At 74.1% G+C, this 16,397-nt stretch carries 3 protein-coding genes and 1 pseudogene; 2 read left to right on the forward strand and 2 right to left on the reverse strand.

From position 1 onward, the window contains the following. The first annotated feature begins 17 nt into the window (after positions 1 to 17). Positions 18 to 2,867 (forward strand): AfsR/SARP family transcriptional regulator, encoded by a 2,850-nt coding sequence (locus OG570_RS42265; protein WP_326954351.1) that lies wholly within the window; start codon positions 18 to 20, stop codon positions 2,865 to 2,867. A gap of 101 nt (positions 2,868 to 2,968) precedes the next feature. On the opposite strand, the gene OG570_RS42270 is transcribed toward OG570_RS42265, so the two are convergent. Further along, positions 2,969 to 3,199: a hypothetical protein gene (locus OG570_RS42270; RefSeq protein ID WP_326954352.1), complete on the reverse strand. Its 231-nt coding sequence runs from the start codon at positions 3,197 to 3,199 to the stop codon at positions 2,969 to 2,971. A gap of 180 nt (positions 3,200 to 3,379) precedes the next feature. Here OG570_RS42270 and OG570_RS42275 point away from each other — a divergent pair, with 180 nt between their 5' ends. Then, positions 3,380 to 4,651 (forward strand): helix-turn-helix domain-containing protein, encoded by a 1,272-nt coding sequence (locus OG570_RS42275; RefSeq protein ID WP_442788229.1) that lies wholly within the window; start codon positions 3,380 to 3,382, stop codon positions 4,649 to 4,651. A 222-nt stretch (positions 4,652 to 4,873) separates the two neighbouring features. On the opposite strand, the pseudogene OG570_RS42280 reads toward OG570_RS42275, so the two are convergent. Next, a pseudogene (locus OG570_RS42280) lies at positions 4,874 to 16,390 on the reverse strand (amino acid adenylation domain-containing protein); the annotation flags it as partial. Positions 16,391 to 16,397: the final 7 nt, after the last annotated feature.

A 16,397-nucleotide genomic window follows, 5' to 3' on the forward strand; every position in this document is an offset into this window, starting at 1 on the left:
AGTCATTGAGGAACAGTGTGAGTTCGACGAGCGTGCCCTCCGGCGAGCAGCCCGTCTACCGGATCCTCGGTCCCCTGGAGATCCGGGACGTCGCCGGTGGCGAGCTCCGCATCCCGCCCGGCCGCCAGCAGACCGTGCTCGCCACGCTGCTGGTCGACGCGAACCGCGTGGTGAGCCTGGACCAGCTCATCGAGGCCATCTGGTACGACGATCCCCCGGCGACGGCGCGGACGCAGGTCCAGATCTGCGTCTCCCGGCTGCGGCGCGCGCTGGCCGACGCCGTCGGCCCCGACACGCTCGTGACCCGCGGCCCCGGGTACGAACTGCTGGTGGCCGACGGGCAGCTCGACGCCCGGACGTTCGCCGACCTGGTCTCCGCCGCCGCCGAGCAGACCCGCGCGGGCGCGCTCGAAGACGCGTCCCGGCTGCTCGACGCGGCACTCGCGCTGTGGCGCGGCCCCGCGCTGAGCGGCACCGGCAGCCGGCTGCTGGAGGCCAAGGCCAGCCACCTCGAGGAGCAGCGCCTCAACGCCCTCGAAGCCCACTTCGACCTGGGGCTGCGGCTCGGCCGGCACCACCAGCTGATCGGCGAGCTGGCCAGCCAGGTGACGGCGAACCCGCTGCGGGAACGGCTGCGCGGCCGGCTGATGCTCGCGCTCTTCCGGGCCGGGCGCCAGGCCGAGGCGCTGGAGACCTACCGAGTCGGCCGCGAACTGCTCGTCGACCAGCTGGGCCTCGAGCCCGGGGACGAGCTGCGCCGGCTGGAGTCCGCGATCCTGGCCGACGACGCCGGGCTGCGCCGGAGCCCGGCACCCGAGGCGCCCGCGGCCCCGGCGCACCCGCCGGTCGTGCCCTTCCAGCTGCCGACCGACATCGCCGACTTCACCGCCCGTGACGCGCTCATCGAGCAGACCGAACAGCTGCTGCTCGGCCACCCGGGCCGGCGCGCGACGCCGGTGGTGGTGCTGGCGGGCAAGCCCGGCGTCGGCAAGACCGCGCTCGCGGTGCACATCGCGCACCGGATCGCCGACGACCACTGCCCCGACGGCCAGCTCTACTGCGACCTCGGCGGGACCCGGGCCCACCCGGCCGACCCGCTCGACGTGCTCGGCCGGTTCCTGCGCGCCCTCGGCGTCCCCGGCCCGGCGGTGCCCGGCTCGGTCGACGAACGCGCGGAGATGTACCGGCACCGGCTGGCGGGCAAGCGGATGCTCGTGGTGCTCGACGACGCCGGGTCGGAGCGCCAGGTCCGCGACCTGCTGCCGGGCACGGCCAGCTGCGTCGTGGTGGTGACCAGCCGCGTCCGGCTCACCGGGCTGGCCGGCGCCGGCGTCCTGGACGTCGACGTGCTCGATCCGGACCAGGCGACCGGGATGCTCGCCATGATGATCGGGGCGGAGCGGGTGGCCGCCGAACCGGCCGCCGTCGCCGCGCTGGTCCGGCTCGTCGGCGGGCTGCCGCTGGCGCTGCGGATCGTCGCCGCCCGGCTCGCCGCGCGGCCGAGCTGGTCGCTCGCGTGGATGCTGGAACGGCTGTCCGACGAGCGCCGCCGGCTCGACGAGCTCGCGCACGGCGAGCTGATGGTGCGCGCCAGCCTCGCGCTGACCTACGACGGCCTGGCCGCCGACGCCCGGCGCCTGCTGCGGCTGCTCAGCGCCCTGGACCGGCTCAGCTTCCCGGTGTGGGTGGCCGCGGCGCTGCTGGAGGTCGACCCGCTGCAGGCCGCCGACCTGCTCGAACGGCTCGTCGACGCGCAGATGCTGGAGATCTCGGCGGTCGAGCGGGACGGCAGCCCGCGCTACCGCTTCCACGACCTCATCCGGCTGTTCGCCCGCGAGCAGCTCGACGAGCACGAGCAGGCGAGCGGCCGGCGCGCGGCGCTCGCCCGCGTCGCGAGCGGCTGGCTGGGCCTGGCGTGCGAGGCGCACCACCGGATCTACGGCGGCGACTTCACCGTGCTGCACGGCTCGGCGCCGCGGCTGCGGCCGCCCGACGGCGCCGTCGACCGGATCCTGGCGGACCCGCTGGTGTGGTTCGAAGACGAGCAGGACAACCTGTGCTCGATCGTCGCGCTGGCCGCCGAGGCCGAGCTGGACGAGCACGCCTGGGACCTCGCCGTCACGATGGTCGCGCTGTTCGAGAACCGCTGCTACTTCGACGACTGGGAGCGCACGCACCGGCAGGCCCTGACCGCCGTCCGCGCGGCGGCCAACCGCCGTGGCGAAGCGGCTTTGCTGTGCTCACTGGGTTCCCTGCACCTCAGCCGCGCGCACCCGGACGCCGCGGCCGAGCCGCTCGCCCGCGCGCTGGCGACGTTCGAAGACCTCGGCGACGCCCACGGCAAGGCGATGGCGCACCGCAACCTGGCCCTGGTCGACGAGGCTCGGGGCGCGGACCCGCAGGCGCGGTTCGAGCGGGCGCTCATCGAGTTCCGGGTGGCCGGGGACCCGGTCGGCGAGGCGTACGTGCTCGGCCGGCTCGCGCAGACCGAGCTGGACGCGGGTGACGAGGACCGGGCCGGGACGTACCTGGCCGAGGCGCTGCGAATCTGCGACCGGACGGGGACACCGCGCGTCGAGGTCCAGCTGCGGTACCGGCTGAGCGGGCTGATGATGCGCCAGGGCCGGCACGAGGAGGCCGCCGAGGTCCTCACGGAGCTGCTGACCCGGGCCCGCGCGGCCCGCGATCTCGCGGGCGAGGCGCGCATCCTGCACCGGCTGGGCCTGGTCCACGCGCAGCTGGGCCGCCGCGACACGGCGGAACGGCTGCTGGTGGAGGCGCTGGAGCTGCACGAGCGGATCACCGGCGGCGCGCCGGATGACGGAGTGCGCGCCGACCTCGCGGCCCTGCAGGCGCTGCCTGGGTGACCGGATCGCCCGGCTTGTGCGCGGTGCCGGTTGTCGTGAGTGGCAATGAGGGTTCTAACCCGAATTACCACTCACGACGGCGTGGGCGGCGACGGCCGGGGTCACCACGGGGTGTCGGACGCGGTGCCGGTCCAGGGCGTGTCGCCGGTGCCGGTCCACGGGGTGTCCGACGGCGCCGCCCAGGGGGTGTCGGCCGGGGCGGTGCTCCAGGGCGTATCGGTGGCCGTCGCCGTCCACGGGGTGTCCGCGGGCGCCGCCTGGGCCGTCGTGGCGGCGAGGACCGGGAGGAGAACCGCCGCGGCGATCGCGGTGAGGGCCGGGAGAATACGCACCGTCGTCTCTCTTTTCGTTCGTGAGCTGATGAATTTCTGCGCTACCTGCCCCACCGACGTTAGGAAAGCCCGGCATCGCGCCGCTATCGCGTGGGTGTCACAGTCGTTATCGTCCGGGTTATCGCCCCCGCAGTGGCTCCGTGATACCGCCGGGATAGCCGTGCTCACGATGCTCGTCCCATGGCGGAAACCGCATCCGGACAGCCGGGCCCCGTGATCGGGAACGGCGCTGACAGGAACGGACGATTCGTGCAGCGGAAATTCGGTGAACTGCTGAAGGCGCATCGCACAAAACGCGGTGCCACCCAGCGTCAATTGGCGGACCTGTCCACGGTGAGCATTCGCGCCATCCGCGATCTCGAGTCCGGGCGGGCGCACCGGCCGCGCCGGGACACCGTGCGGCTGATCGCCGACGGCCTCGGCCTGCGGGGCCGTGAACGCGCCGACTTCGAGGCGGCGGGTTACCACGTCGCGGCCGGCGACCTGCGGCTCCGGTGCGCCGACCCGGCACCACCACCCACGCCCCTGGACGCGCTGCTCGGCCGTGATGAAGAGGTCGCCGCCGTCCACGACCTCCTGGCCGCGGGCAGCCACCGGCTGGTGACCATCACCGGGCTGGGCGGCGTCGGCAAGAGCCGGCTGGCCCAGGAGGTCGCGGGCGGCGTGCACGAGTCCGGCGGCGTCCTCGTGCTGTGGTCGTCCGAGCGGAACCCGCTGCTGAGAACCGGCGGGCCCGGCGACCTCGCCGTGCTCATCGGCGACCGCCCGGCCCTGCTGGTCCTCGACGGCCACGAACCGGACCGCGTCCGGCTGGACGATCTGGCCGTCCTGCTGCGCGAATGCCGCGGGCTGCGGGTCCTCGCCACCGCTCCGGCGCCGTTCGGCCTGCCCGGCGAGCGCGTCTTCCCGCTGACGCCGCTCGCCGTCCCCGAGCCCGGCACCGACGACCCGGTCGCGCTGGCGGCGGTGCCGTCGGTCCGGCTGCTGGTCCGCGAAGTCCGCCAGGTCCGGCCGGGGTTCACCCTCGACCGCACGACGGCCGCGGACGTCGCCGCGCTCTGCCGCCGTCTCGACGGCATCCCGGCCGCACTCGAGGCGGCCGCCTGCTGGTTCCTGGTCTACGAGCCGGCGGCCGTGCTGGAGCACGTCCGGACCGACCCGTTCGCCCTGACCGCGGACCACCTGCCGGGCCTGCGCGACACCCTCGACTCGGCGGTCCGCGGCCTGGACGCGGCCGAGGTGTCCCTCCTGGCCCGCCTGACGGGCCTCGACGCGGGCTGGTCGGTGGTCGACGTAGCGGGCCTGACGGGAATCCCGGCCGCGGCCGGCGCCCGGTTCGTCCGCCGCCTGGTCCAGCACGGCCTGATCCGCCCGGCCGGCCCGGACCGCACCCGGTTCCGCACCCTGGACCTGGTGAACGCCCTGGGCCTGGACCACCGCCTGGCGGTCTGACAGGCCTCCGCCGGCTGGGGCTGCCGGGTCTGCCGCGGCTTGTCGTGAGTGTTTAGGAGGGTTAGAACCCTCCTAAACACTCACGACCGGTACCGGTGTGGCGCGTGTGACTTCTGGTGCGGCGGGGTTGGCCTGCGGTGGCCGGGGTGCCGGGCCTGCTTGGCGCGGACCAGCGCTGTCCCGGTCGTGAGTGTTTAGGGCGGTTCTAACCGCCCTAACCACTCACGACCAGCCTGACTCGGCCAGCCGCGCCGCCACCACGGGGCCGATGCCGGCCAGCGATCCGGGCCGCATCAGCTCGCCGTGGCGGGCCGCGACCTCGTGCACCGCCACCCGCCCCTCGACGTACGGCTCCCACGCCGACGGTGACGGCGAACCGGCGTGCTTTCCTTCCGTGGCGCGGAAGAACAGGACGTCCCCGGCGAACCCGCTCGGCCGGTGCGTCCGGGCGAGCGTGCTGTTGTGCGCGAACACCTCCGGCAACGCGTCCACCGCCCCCGGCGCCAGCGCGGCCAGCGGGCTGCCCTCCGCGAGCAGGATCGACCGGAACTCCGGCAGCTCCAGCGGCATCGAGTCCGGCCGCGCGGACAGGTCGTGGCCGAGTGAGCCCAGCAACGCGGCGAGCGGCTCATCCGACGGCGCGGCACCCGAAGGCGGGTAGCCGTCCAGCATCGCCAGCAACCCGACCTCCTCGCCTTGGGCCTGCAGCTGCGCGGCCATCGCGTGCGCGACCTGCGCGCCGAACGACCAGCCCAGCAGGTGGTACGGCCCGTGCGGGCGCACCCGGCGGATCTGCTCCAGGTAGTCCTTGACCAGCTCGTCGACGGTGCCCGGCCGGCGGTCGGGCTGGGTCAGGCCGCGCGACTGCAGCGCGTACACCGGCCGGTCGAGGTGCGCCAGCAGGCCCGAGTACACCCAGCCGATGCCCGCCGCCGGGTGGACGCAGAACAGCGGCGCCCCCGCGCCGTCCGCACGCAGCGGCAGCAGGACGGCCAGCTCGTCGCGGTCGGTGCCGGTGGCCGTGCCGGTACCCAGCCGCCGCGCCAGGCCGGCGACGGTCGGGGTCTCGAACAGCACCCGGATGCCCAGCTCCGCGCCCAGTTCCCGGCGGATCAGGCTGATCAGCCGCCCGGCGAGCAGCGAGTGGCCGCCGAGGTCGAAGAAGCCGTCGTCGACCGACACCTCGGGCACGTCGAGCACCTCGGTGAACAGCCCGCAGAGCGCGCGTTCCAGGGCCGTCCGCGGCGCGCGGCCCGCCGCGACGACCCGGGCCGGCGCGGGCAGCGCCGTCCGGTCGAGCTTCCCGTTCGGGGTCAGCGGGAGGTCGTCCAGCACGACGAACGCCGACGGCACCATGTTCGCGGGCAGGAACGCCTCGGCGTGGGCCTTCGGCGAGACGCCGGAATCCGCGGCCAGGTACGCGACGAGCCGGTCGTCACGCAGCACCGTCACCGCCTGCCGGACGCCGGGGCAGCGGCCGAGCACGGCGTCGATCTCGCCCAGCTCGATCCGCACCCCGCGCACCTTGACCTGCTGGTCGGCCCGGCCGAGGAAGTCGAGCCCGCCGTCGCGCCGCCACCGCACGACGTCGCCGGTGCGGTACATCCGCTCCCCCGGCCCGCCGAACGGGTCCGCGACGAACGCGCTCGCGGTCAGGCCCGGGCGGCCGAGGTAACCGCGCGCGAGCCCGGCCCCGGCCAGGTACAGCTCCCCCGGCACCCCGGCCGGCACCGGGTTCAGCCGCCGGTCCAGGACGTAGACCCGGGTGTTCGGCACCGGCCCGCCGATGCCGGGCGGCCCGTCGCCGTCCGGCGTGACGTCGCCGCCGGTGGCCATCACGCTGCACTCGGTCGGCCCGTAGCCGTTGACCAGCCGGAAGCCGTCTCCGGCCGACGGCCGCCGCCGCAGCCGGTCGCCCCCGGCGACGACGAACCGCAGGTCCGGGCCGGCGAACCCGGGTTCGTCGAGCATGAGTTCCAGCCGGGGCGTGGGCAGGAACGCCACGGTGATCCCGGACCCGGCGAGCCACTCGGCGAGGGCGCCGGTGTCGTCGAGCACGCGCTGCGCCGGCAGGTGCACCGACGCGCCCGCGGTGAGCAGCGGCCACGTCTCGAAGACGGCGGCGTCGAACCCGAGTGCGGCCACGTGCCCGCCCCGATCGGCGGCGGTGACGCCGAATTCTCCTTGGTACCAGGCACAAAGGTGGGCGAGCCCGGTGTGGTCGAGGACCACGCCCTTCGGCTTGCCGGTCGAGCCGGAGGTGTAGATGACGTACGCGGCGTCGCGCGGGCTGAGCGAAACCGGCGGCGCCTCGACGGGCTGGGCCGCGATGGCGGCGGCTTCCGTGTCGAGGCACAACACGCGGGCGGTGCCGGCCACCCGCGCGGCCAGCGAGGTGGTCGTGATGACGATCGGCGCGGCGGCGTCGACGAGCATGTACGCCAGCCGGTCGGCCGGGTAACCCGGGTCGAGCGGCACGTACGCGCCCCCGGCCCGCAGCACGGCGAGCTGGGCGACGAGCAGTTCCGGCCCGCGCGGCAGGCAGACGCCGACCAGCGTGCCCCGCGCGATCCCGAGGTACCCCGCCAGCTGGTTGGCGCGCCGGTTCAGCTCCGCGTAGCCGAGTTCGCCGTCTTCACTCACGACTGCGACGCCTTCGGTACGGGCCACCTGGTCCGGCACCGCACGCCACGGCCCGAAGTCCACCGGATCCGGCGCGGCCAGCAGCCGGCGTCGCTCCCCCGGCGCCAGCAGCTCCAGGCCGCCGATCGGGGTGTCCGGCGACGCGACCGCCGCCGTCAGCAGCCGGACCAGCCGCGTCACAAACCCGTCGACCGTCGAGCGGTCGAACAGGTCGGTGCGGTACGTGAGCCCGCCGCCGATGCCGGACGCCCGGCCGGGGTCCAGCTCGTGCAGCGACAGCGCGAGGTCGAACGCCGCGGTCCGCACCGCGACCGGTTCGCCGCTGACGCGCAGGCCGGGCAGTTCGAGGTCGGCGTCGTCGGCGTTCTGCAGCACGAACAGCACCTGGAACAGCGGGTGCCGGGCCAGCGACCGGGCCGGGTTCAGCTCGTGGACGAGCCGCTCGAACGGGACGTCCTGGTGCGCGAACGCGCCGAGGTCGGTTTCGCGGACGCGGGCGAGCAGCTCGCGGAACGTCGGCTCCCCCGCCGTGTCGACGCGCAGGACCAGGGTGTTGACGAAGAACCCGACGAGGTCGTCGAGGGCTTCGTCGGTGCGACCGGCGACCGGGGTGCCGATGGGGACGTCGTCCCCGGCGCCGAGCCGGCTCAGCAGGACGGCGAACGCGGCCTGCAGCACCATGAAGAGCGTGACACCGCCGTCGCGCGCCAGCTCCCGCAGTCCATTGTGGAGTCCGGCGTCGATCTCGACCGGCACGGAGTCGCCGTGGTGCTCGGCCACCGCGGGTCGCTGCCGGTCGGCCGGCAGCGCCAGCTCCTCCGGGAGCCCGGCGAGGCGCTCGCGCCAGTACGCCAGCTCGGCGCCGAGGATCGAGCCGTCGTCGTCCGGATCACCCAGGACGTCGTGCTGCCACAGGGCGTAGTCGCGGTACTGGACCGGCAACGGTGTCCACTTCGGACTCTCGCCCGCGCACCGGGCGGTGTAGGCGGCCGAGAGGTCGCGGACGAGCGGGCCCATCGACCAGCCGTCGCTGACGATGTGGTGCTGCACCAGCACCAGCACGTGGTCGTCCGCGCCGAGCGCGAGCAGCTCGGGCCGGAACGGCCGGTCGGTGGTGAGGTCGAAGGTCGCGGCCGCCGCCGCGTCGAGTGCTTCGGACAGATCGGACTCGGCGATCGCGCGGACGTCCAGGGGACTCTCGGAGACGTCCAGGATCTGCTGGCACGGGCTGCCGTCCAGCTCGGGGAAGATCGTGCGCAGGGACTCGTGGCGGCCGGTGACGTCGGCGAGCGCGCCGGCCAGGGCCCCGCGGTCGAGCTGGCCGGTGAGCCGCAACGCGCAGACGACGGCGTACCCGGCGTCACGGCCGTGCAACTGGTTGAGGAACCAGAGCCGGTGCTGGGCGTGGGACAGCGGGATCCGGTCGGGCAGCGGACGCGGACGCAGCGCGGGCCGGACGGGCCGGCCGTGGTCGATCCGGGCCGCGAGCCCGGCGACGGTCGGCGCCTGGAACAGGTCCCGGATGCCCAGCTCGACGCCGAGCGCGGTGCGGGCCCGGCTGATCAGCCGGGTCGCCAGCAGCGAGTGGCCGCCGAGGTCGAAGAAGCCGTCGTCGATCCCGACCCGGCCGGCGCCGAGCAGCTCGGCGTACAGTCCACAAAGGATCTCTTCGGCCGGGTCCCGCGGCGCGCGGTACGAGCCGGCCTCCGCGTCCGGAACGGGCAAGGCGCGACGGTCGATCTTCCCGTTGGGGGTCAACGGGAACTCCGTCAGCGCGACGACCGCGGCCGGGACCATGAACTCCGGCAGGACGGTCGCGAGACGGCTTCGGACACCTGACGCGTCACCGGTGTAGTACAGGACGAGGCGCCGGTCCCCCGGGGCGTCTTCCCGCACAACGGCGACGGCCTGCGTGACACCCGGGTGCCGGGCCGCCGCGCCGGCGACTTCGCCCAGCTCCAGACGTTGCCCGCGCAGCTTGACCTGGTCGTCGGTGCGGCCGAGGTACTCCAGCTCGCCCGCGTGGGTCCAGCGCACCAGGTCGCCGGTGCGGTACATCCGCGCGCCGGGCGTGCTGGGGTCGGGCACGAACCGTTCGGCGGTCAGGCCGGGGCGGTGCAGGTAGCCGTCGGCCAGCTGGATCCCGGCGAGCCAGAGTTCACCGGGCACGCCGGGCGGGACCGGGGCGAGCCGCCCGTCGAGCACGTACGCGCGGGTGTTCCACACCGGACGTCCGATGGGGACAGCGGATTCTCCTGACGTGAAAGGATGATGGCTCGCCTCGACGGCGAACTCGGTCGGTCCGTAGAAATTGGACAGTCGCGCGGACAGCGTCGCCGCGCACCGCTCGGCCAACGCCGGCATAAGCGCTTCACCGCCGCAAAAGATCTGCCGCAGCGGGGTTTCGCCGGAGCCGGGTTCGGAGAGGAACGCTTCCAGCATCGCCGGGACGAAGTGCGCCACGGTGACGCGTTCGGCGCGGATCACGTCCCGGAGGTACGCGGGATCGCGGTGCCCGTCGGGCCGCGCGATCACCAGCGTCGCGCCGGTCAGCAGCGGCCAGAACAGTTCCCACACCGAGACGTCGAAGCCGGACGGCGTCTTCTGCAGCACCCGCTCGCCGGGGCCGAGGGGGTAGTCGGCCTGCATCCACGCCAGGTGGTTGACGATCCCGGCGTGCGACATCAGCACGCCCTTGGGCCGCCCGGTCGACCCGGACGTGTAGATCACGTACGCGGGGTGGCTCGCGGTGATCGCGGGCAGCGGCCCCTCACCGGTGAGACATGTCTCCTCGGTGAGCACCAGCGACGGCCGTGCGTCGTCGAGCAGGAAAGCGATCCGCTCGGCCGGGTAGCCGGGATCGACCGGCAGGTAGGCCCCACCGGCGCGGTGGACGGCGTGGACCGCGACGACCAGGTCGAGCGACCGCGGCAGCTGCACCGCGACGACGTCGCCGGGCCGGACGCCGTGGCCGCTCAGCGCCCTGGCCAGGTTCTCGATCCGGGCGTCGAGTTCGGCGTAGGTCAGCGACTCGCCGTCGAAGACCACCGCGGTCGCGTCCGGCGTCCGCGACACCTGCTGGGAGAACAGTTCTGGCAACGTCTCCGACGAGACGGGCGCCTCGGTCGCCGTCCACGCCGCGAGCGACCCGCGGTCCACATCGGACAGGAGATCGATCCGGTCGACCGGGGTGTCCGGCTCGGCTGCGACGACGGAGAGGAGACGGACCAGCCGGTCAGCGAGTGCGTGGGCGGTGGCGTGGTCGAACAGGTCCGCGGCGAAGGACAGCGAACCCGTGATCCCGCCGGCGTGCTCGGCGAGGTTCAGACCGAGGTCGAACTTCACCGCGTCGGAGTCCAGGACCTCGGAGGTGACGTCGAGGCCCGGCAGGCTCAGCTCCGCGCCGCCGGTGTTCTGCAGGACCAGGAACACCTGGAACAGCGGGTGCCGGGCCAGTGACCGGGCCGGGTTCAGCTCGTGCACCAGGCGCTCGAACGGGACGTCCTGCCGGGCGTAGGCGGCCAGGTCGGTCTCACGGACGCGGCCGAGCAGGTCACGGAAGCTCGGGGCGCCACTGGTGTCGGTGCGCAGGACGAGGGTGTTGACGAAGAACCCGATGAGGCCGTCGAGGGCTTCGTCGGTGCGGCCGGCGATGGCCGTGCCGATCGGGACGTCCTCGCCCGCGCCCGACCGGGTCAGCACGGTGGCGAGCGCGGCCTGCAGCACCATGAACAGCGTCACCTGCGCGGAGCCGGCGAGCGCGCGCAGCCGGTCGCTCAGCTCGGCGCCGATCTCCACCGGCACCGAGTCGCCCCGGTGGGACGCCACCGCGGGGCGCGGCCGGTCGGACGGCAGCGGCAGCTCGTCCGGGATCCCGGCGAGCTGCTCCCGCCAGTAGGCCAGCTGGGCGGCCAGCAGCGACGCCGGATCATCGGCGTCGCCGAGCAGATCCCGTTGCCAGAGCGTGTAATCGCCGTACTGGACCGGCAGCGGCGCCCATTCCGGCGCGTGGCCGTCCCGGCGCGCGGCGTAGGCCTCGGTGAGGTCGTCGACGAGCGGGCCCATGGACCAGCCGTCGGCGGCGATGTGGTGCAGCGTCAGCAGGAGCACGTGGTCGTCCGGCGCGTCGGCGACCAGCGACGCGCGGAAGGGCGGCTCGCACGTCAGGTCGAACGGCCGTGCTTCGGGGGCCGTCAGCTCCGGCCGCCAGCCGGCCAGAACCACCTGGTGCGGCTCGCCGTCGACCGACGGGAAGATCGTGCGCAGGACTTCGTGCCGCTCGGCGACGTCGCCGAGGGCCGCGCTCAGCGCGTCCCGGTCCAGCTCGCCCCGCAGCCGCAGCGCGAGGGGCATGTCGTAGGCGCCGGTGTCGTCGCCGAACTGCAGGATGAACCACAGCCGTTGCTGCGCCGGGGAAAGTGGCATCAGCTCGGGACGTGACAGCGGTCGCAGCGCCGGGCGGGCGGCGTCCGCTGTGGACAGTCGCGGGGCGAGCGTGGCGACGGTGGGCGCGTCGAACAGGTCACCGATGCCGATCTCCGCGCCGAACGCGGCGCGGATCCGGCTGACCAGCTTCGTGGCGAGCAGGGAGTGGCCGCCGAGGTCGAAGAAGCCGTCGTCGATCCCGACTCGCTCGACACCGAGGACGTCGGCGAAGAGTCCACAAAGGATCTCTTCACGGGCGTCACGCGGTTCCCTCACGGCTCCGGTGACGAGATCCGGCACGGGAAGAGCGTTGCGGTCCAGCTTGCCGTTCGGCGTCCTCGGCAGTTCGGCCAGCGTCACGAACGCCGACGGCACGAGGTGCCGCGGGACGAACGCCGCGACGTGGTCCCGCAGCGCGTCCGGGTCGGCGTCGCCGACGACGTAGGCGACCAGGCGCTGGTCGCCCGGCCGGTCCTCGCGCAGGACGACGGCCGCCTCGCGCACACCCGGGTACTCGGCGGCGACGGCCGCGATCTCGCCGGGTTCGACGCGCAGGCCACGGAGTTTCACCTGCTCGTCGGTCCGGCCGAGGTATTCCAGCTCGCCGCCGGCGGTCCAGCGGACCAGGTCGCCGGTCCGGTAAATCCGCGCCCCCGGCCCGCCGAACGGGTCGGCGAGGAACCGGTCCGCGGTCAGGCCGCCGCGGTGCAGGTAGCCGTCCGCGAGCTGCGCGCCGGCCAGGTACAGCTCCCCCGGCACGCCCGGCGGCACCGGGCTCAGCCGGCCGTCCAGCACGTACGCGCGGGTGTTCCACACCGGCGCGCCGATCGTCACCGGTCCGGCGCCGACGGCGTGGGCGGTGGCGTCGACGGCGACCTCGGTCGGGCCGTAGAGGTTGATCAGCTCGGCGGTCAACGTGGTCGCACAGCGGCCGGCCAGCGCGGCGGTCAGGACTTCGCCGCCGCAGAACACCTGCCGCAGCGCCGGGCAGTCCTCTTCGGACAGCCCGAGGATCCCGTCGAGGATGCCGGGCACCACGTACAGCACGGTGATGCGCTCGGCGCGGATCGTGTCGAGGAGGTACGCGGGGTCGCGGTGCCCGTCGGGCCGCGCGACGACCAAGGTCGCGCCGGCCAGCAGCGGGCGGAAGAACTCGAGGACGGAGACGTCGAAGCTGGACGGCGTCTTCTGCAGCACCCGGTCGCCGCCGGTCAGCGGGTGTTCGGCCTGCATCCAGGCGAGGTGGTTGGCGATCCCGGCGTGCGACATCAGCACGCCCTTGGGGCGGCCGGTCGAGCCGGACGTGTAGATCACGTAGGCCGGGTGGTCCGGGGTGACGGCGGGCAGCGGGCCGTCGCCATCCAGGTCCGTGCCGGGGGTGAGGACCAGCGCGGGCCGGGCGTCGGCGAGCATGAACGCCACCCGGTCGGCCGGGTAGCCGGGGTCGACCGGCAGGTACGCCGCGCCGGCGCGGTGCACGGCGTACACCGCGACCACCAGGTCGATCGAGCGTGGCAGCTGCACCGCGACGACGTCACCGGGCCGGACGCCCCGGCCGCTCAGGGCCCGCGCGAGGCGGTCCACCCGGGCATCGAACTCCGCGTACGTCAGCGAGTCACCCTCGAACACGACGGCGGTCGCGTCCGGCGTCCGCGCCGCCTGCCGGGCGAACAGCTCCGGCAGCGTCGCGGCCGGGACCGGCGCCGCGGTGTCGTTCCACTGCGCCAGCTGCCGGTGGTCCACATCGGACAACAAGTCGGCACTGTCCACTCGCGACTCCGGGTTCGCGGCGACCACCTGCAGGAGGCGCACGAGCCGGTCGACGACGTCCTGCGCGGTGGTGCGGTCGAACCGGTCGGTGGCGAACTCGAGGCTGCAGCCGAGCCCGGCGTGGCGGTCCTCGACCGTCAGGCCGAGGTCGAACTTGGCGGTGCCCGACACGGTGTCCCCGGCCGTCACGGTCAGGCCCGGCAGGGTCCACCCGCCGTCGGCGGTCTCGTTGCCGAGGAAGGAAAGCAGCACCTGGAACAGCGGGTGCCGGGCCAGCAGGCGCGGCGGGTTGAGTTCTTCGACGACCCGCTCGAACGGCAGGTCCTGGTGGGCGAAGGCGCCGAGGTCGGCGTCGCGGACGCGGGTGAGCAGCTCGCGGAACGTCGGCGCGCCCGAGGTGTCGGTGCGGAGCACGAGGGTGTTGACGAAGAAGCCGACGAGGTCGTCGAGCGCTTCCTCGCCGCGGCCGGCGACGGGCGTGCCGATCGGGACGTCCTCGCCCGCGCCGAGCCGGGTCAGCAGCAGCGCGAACGCCGCCTGGACGACCATGAACAACGTGGCCTGGTTGTCCCGGCCCAGGGTCTTGAGCGCCGCGTGGGTGACCGCGTCGACGTCGGCGGAGACGACGTCCTTGCGGTAGCTGGGGATCGCCGGACGAGGCCGGTCGGCCGGGAGCGCGAGTTCGTCGGGCAGCCCGGTGAGCGTCTCGGTCCAGTAGCCCAGCTGGCGGGCCGCCAGGCTGTCCGGGTCGGCCTCGTCGCCGAGCAGGTCGGCCTGCCAGAGCGCGTAGTCGGCGTACTGGACCGGCAGCGGCGACCACGTCGGCGGCTGCCCGGTCAGCCGGGCGGTGTACGCGGTGGCGAGATCGGCCATCAGCGGGCCGGTCGACCAGCCGTCGGCGGCGATGTGGTGCAGGCAGAGCACGAGGACGGACTCGTCGCCGGCGCGGAACAGCCGCGCGCGCAGCGGGATCTCGCGGGCCAGGTCGAACGCGGCACTCCCGGCCGCCTCGGCCAGTACGGCCGGCTCGTCTGGCGCGCAGTCGACGACTTCGAGCACCTCACCGGGCGGCAGGACGTGCTGCCACGGCTCGCCGTTCTCCACCGGGAACACCGTGCGCAGGGTTTCGTGGCGGGTGACGACGTCCCGGCAGGCGGCGGCCAGCGCGAGGACGTCGACCGGCCCGGTGAGCCCCAGGGTGAGCGGGATGTTGTACGCACGGTCCTGGCCCTCGATCCCGGCCAGAAACCACAGCCGTCGCTGCGCCGACGACAGCGGCACGCGGTCCGGGCGCGGTCGCGGGGTGAGGGCCGGGCGGACCGGGCCGGGCGCCTGGGCGTCGAGGGTGGCGAGGATCCCGGCGACGGTCGGGGCGCGGAAGAGCGCGCGGACGCCGAGTTCGGCGCTCAACGCCGTGCGGACGCGGCTGATCAGCTGGGTGGCGAGCAGGGAGTGGCCGCCGAGGGCGAAGAAGCCGTCGTCGAGGCCGACGCTGTCGATGCCGAGGACGTCGGCGAACAGGGCGCAGAGGATCTCTTCCCGGGCGGTCCGGGCGCCGCGGAACGTCACCGGCGCGGCCTCGGGAGCGGCTTCCTTCTCGACAGCTTCGACTTTCGCGAGTTCCAGGGTCCCGAGTGGACGGTCCGGATCGGACAGCGCGAGGTCGAGCAGACGCACGAGCATGGCCGCCATCGCGTCCACAGTGCACTTCTCGAACAGGTCCACGGCGTACTCGAACTGGCACGAGACGCCGTCCGCGTGCTCGGCGAAGACCACGCTGAGGTCGAGCTTGGCGGTCGCCAGGTCCAAGGGAACCGGCTGGACGTCGAGGCCGGGCAGGGTGAGCGCCGTCCCGTCGTCGTGCTGGAGGACGACCATGACCTGGAACAGCGGGTGCGCGGACCGGCCGGCGCCGAGGCGGTCGACCAGCCGGTCGAAGGGAACGTCCTGGTGGGCGTAGGCGTCGAGGCCGGTGTCGCGGACCCGAGCCAGGAGTTCGGCGAAGCCGGGGTCACCGCTCAGGTCCGTGCGCAGGACCAGGGTGTTGACGAAGAAGCCGACGAGGTCTTCCAGGGCTTCCTCACCGCGACCGGCCACCGGGGTGCCGAGCACGATGTCGTCGCCCGCGCCCCAGCGGTGCAGCAATGCGGCCAGCGCCGCCTGGAGGCCCATGAACGGCGTGCAGCGCGCGGCGCGCGTCACCGCGACGAGCCGGGCGTGCAGGTCAGCGGGGATGTCGATCTCGACGAGCCCCGCGGCGCCGGTCGTGCCGCCGGTGCGATGCGCGGGCAGGACCATGCGTTCGGGGATGCCCGCGAGCCGTTCGGTCCAGTAGGCGAGCTGGGCCGAGAGCAGGCTGTCCGGGTCGTCCTCGGTGCCGAGCACCTCGCGCTGCCACTCGCTGAAGTCCAGGTACTGCACCGGGAGCGGCTCCCAGTCCGGCGCCTCGCCGTCGAGCCGCGCCGTGTAAGCGCTTGCCAGGTCACGGCCGAGCGGGCCGAGCGACCAGCCGTCGCAGGCGATGTGGTGCAGCACGAGCAGCAGGATGTGCTCGTCCGGGCCGAGTTCGAACAGCGTGACGCGCAGCGGGAGGTCCGCGGCGAGGTCGAAGGGCCGGGCGATCGTCTCGGCGAGATCGTCGCCGGACCGGACGTCGAAGATCAGCCGTTCGATCGCGTCCACAGTGGACAGGACTTGCTGGCCGGGAACGCCGCCGTCGACCGGGATGACGGTGCGCAGGACCTCGTGGCGGCCGAGGACGTCGACGATCGCCTGCCGCAGCGCGCGGCGGTCGAGGCGGCCGCGCAGGCGCAGCGGGAACGGGACGTTGTAGGTCGCACTGGGGCCTTCCAGCTGGTCCAGGAACCACAGGCGCTGCTGGCCGAACGACAACGGACGCACGGGAAAT

Origin of the sequence: Amycolatopsis sp. NBC_01286, assembly GCF_035982555.1 — a bacterium.
In the GTDB taxonomy this organism is placed as follows: domain Bacteria; phylum Actinomycetota; class Actinomycetes; order Mycobacteriales; family Pseudonocardiaceae; genus Amycolatopsis.

What these genes read in the sequence shown, in the direction of transcription:
- OG570_RS42275 (WP_442788229.1), top strand. Translation starts at nt 3,380, where the DNA reads ATGGCGGAAACCGCATCCGGACAGCCGGGCCCCGTGATCGGGAACGGC.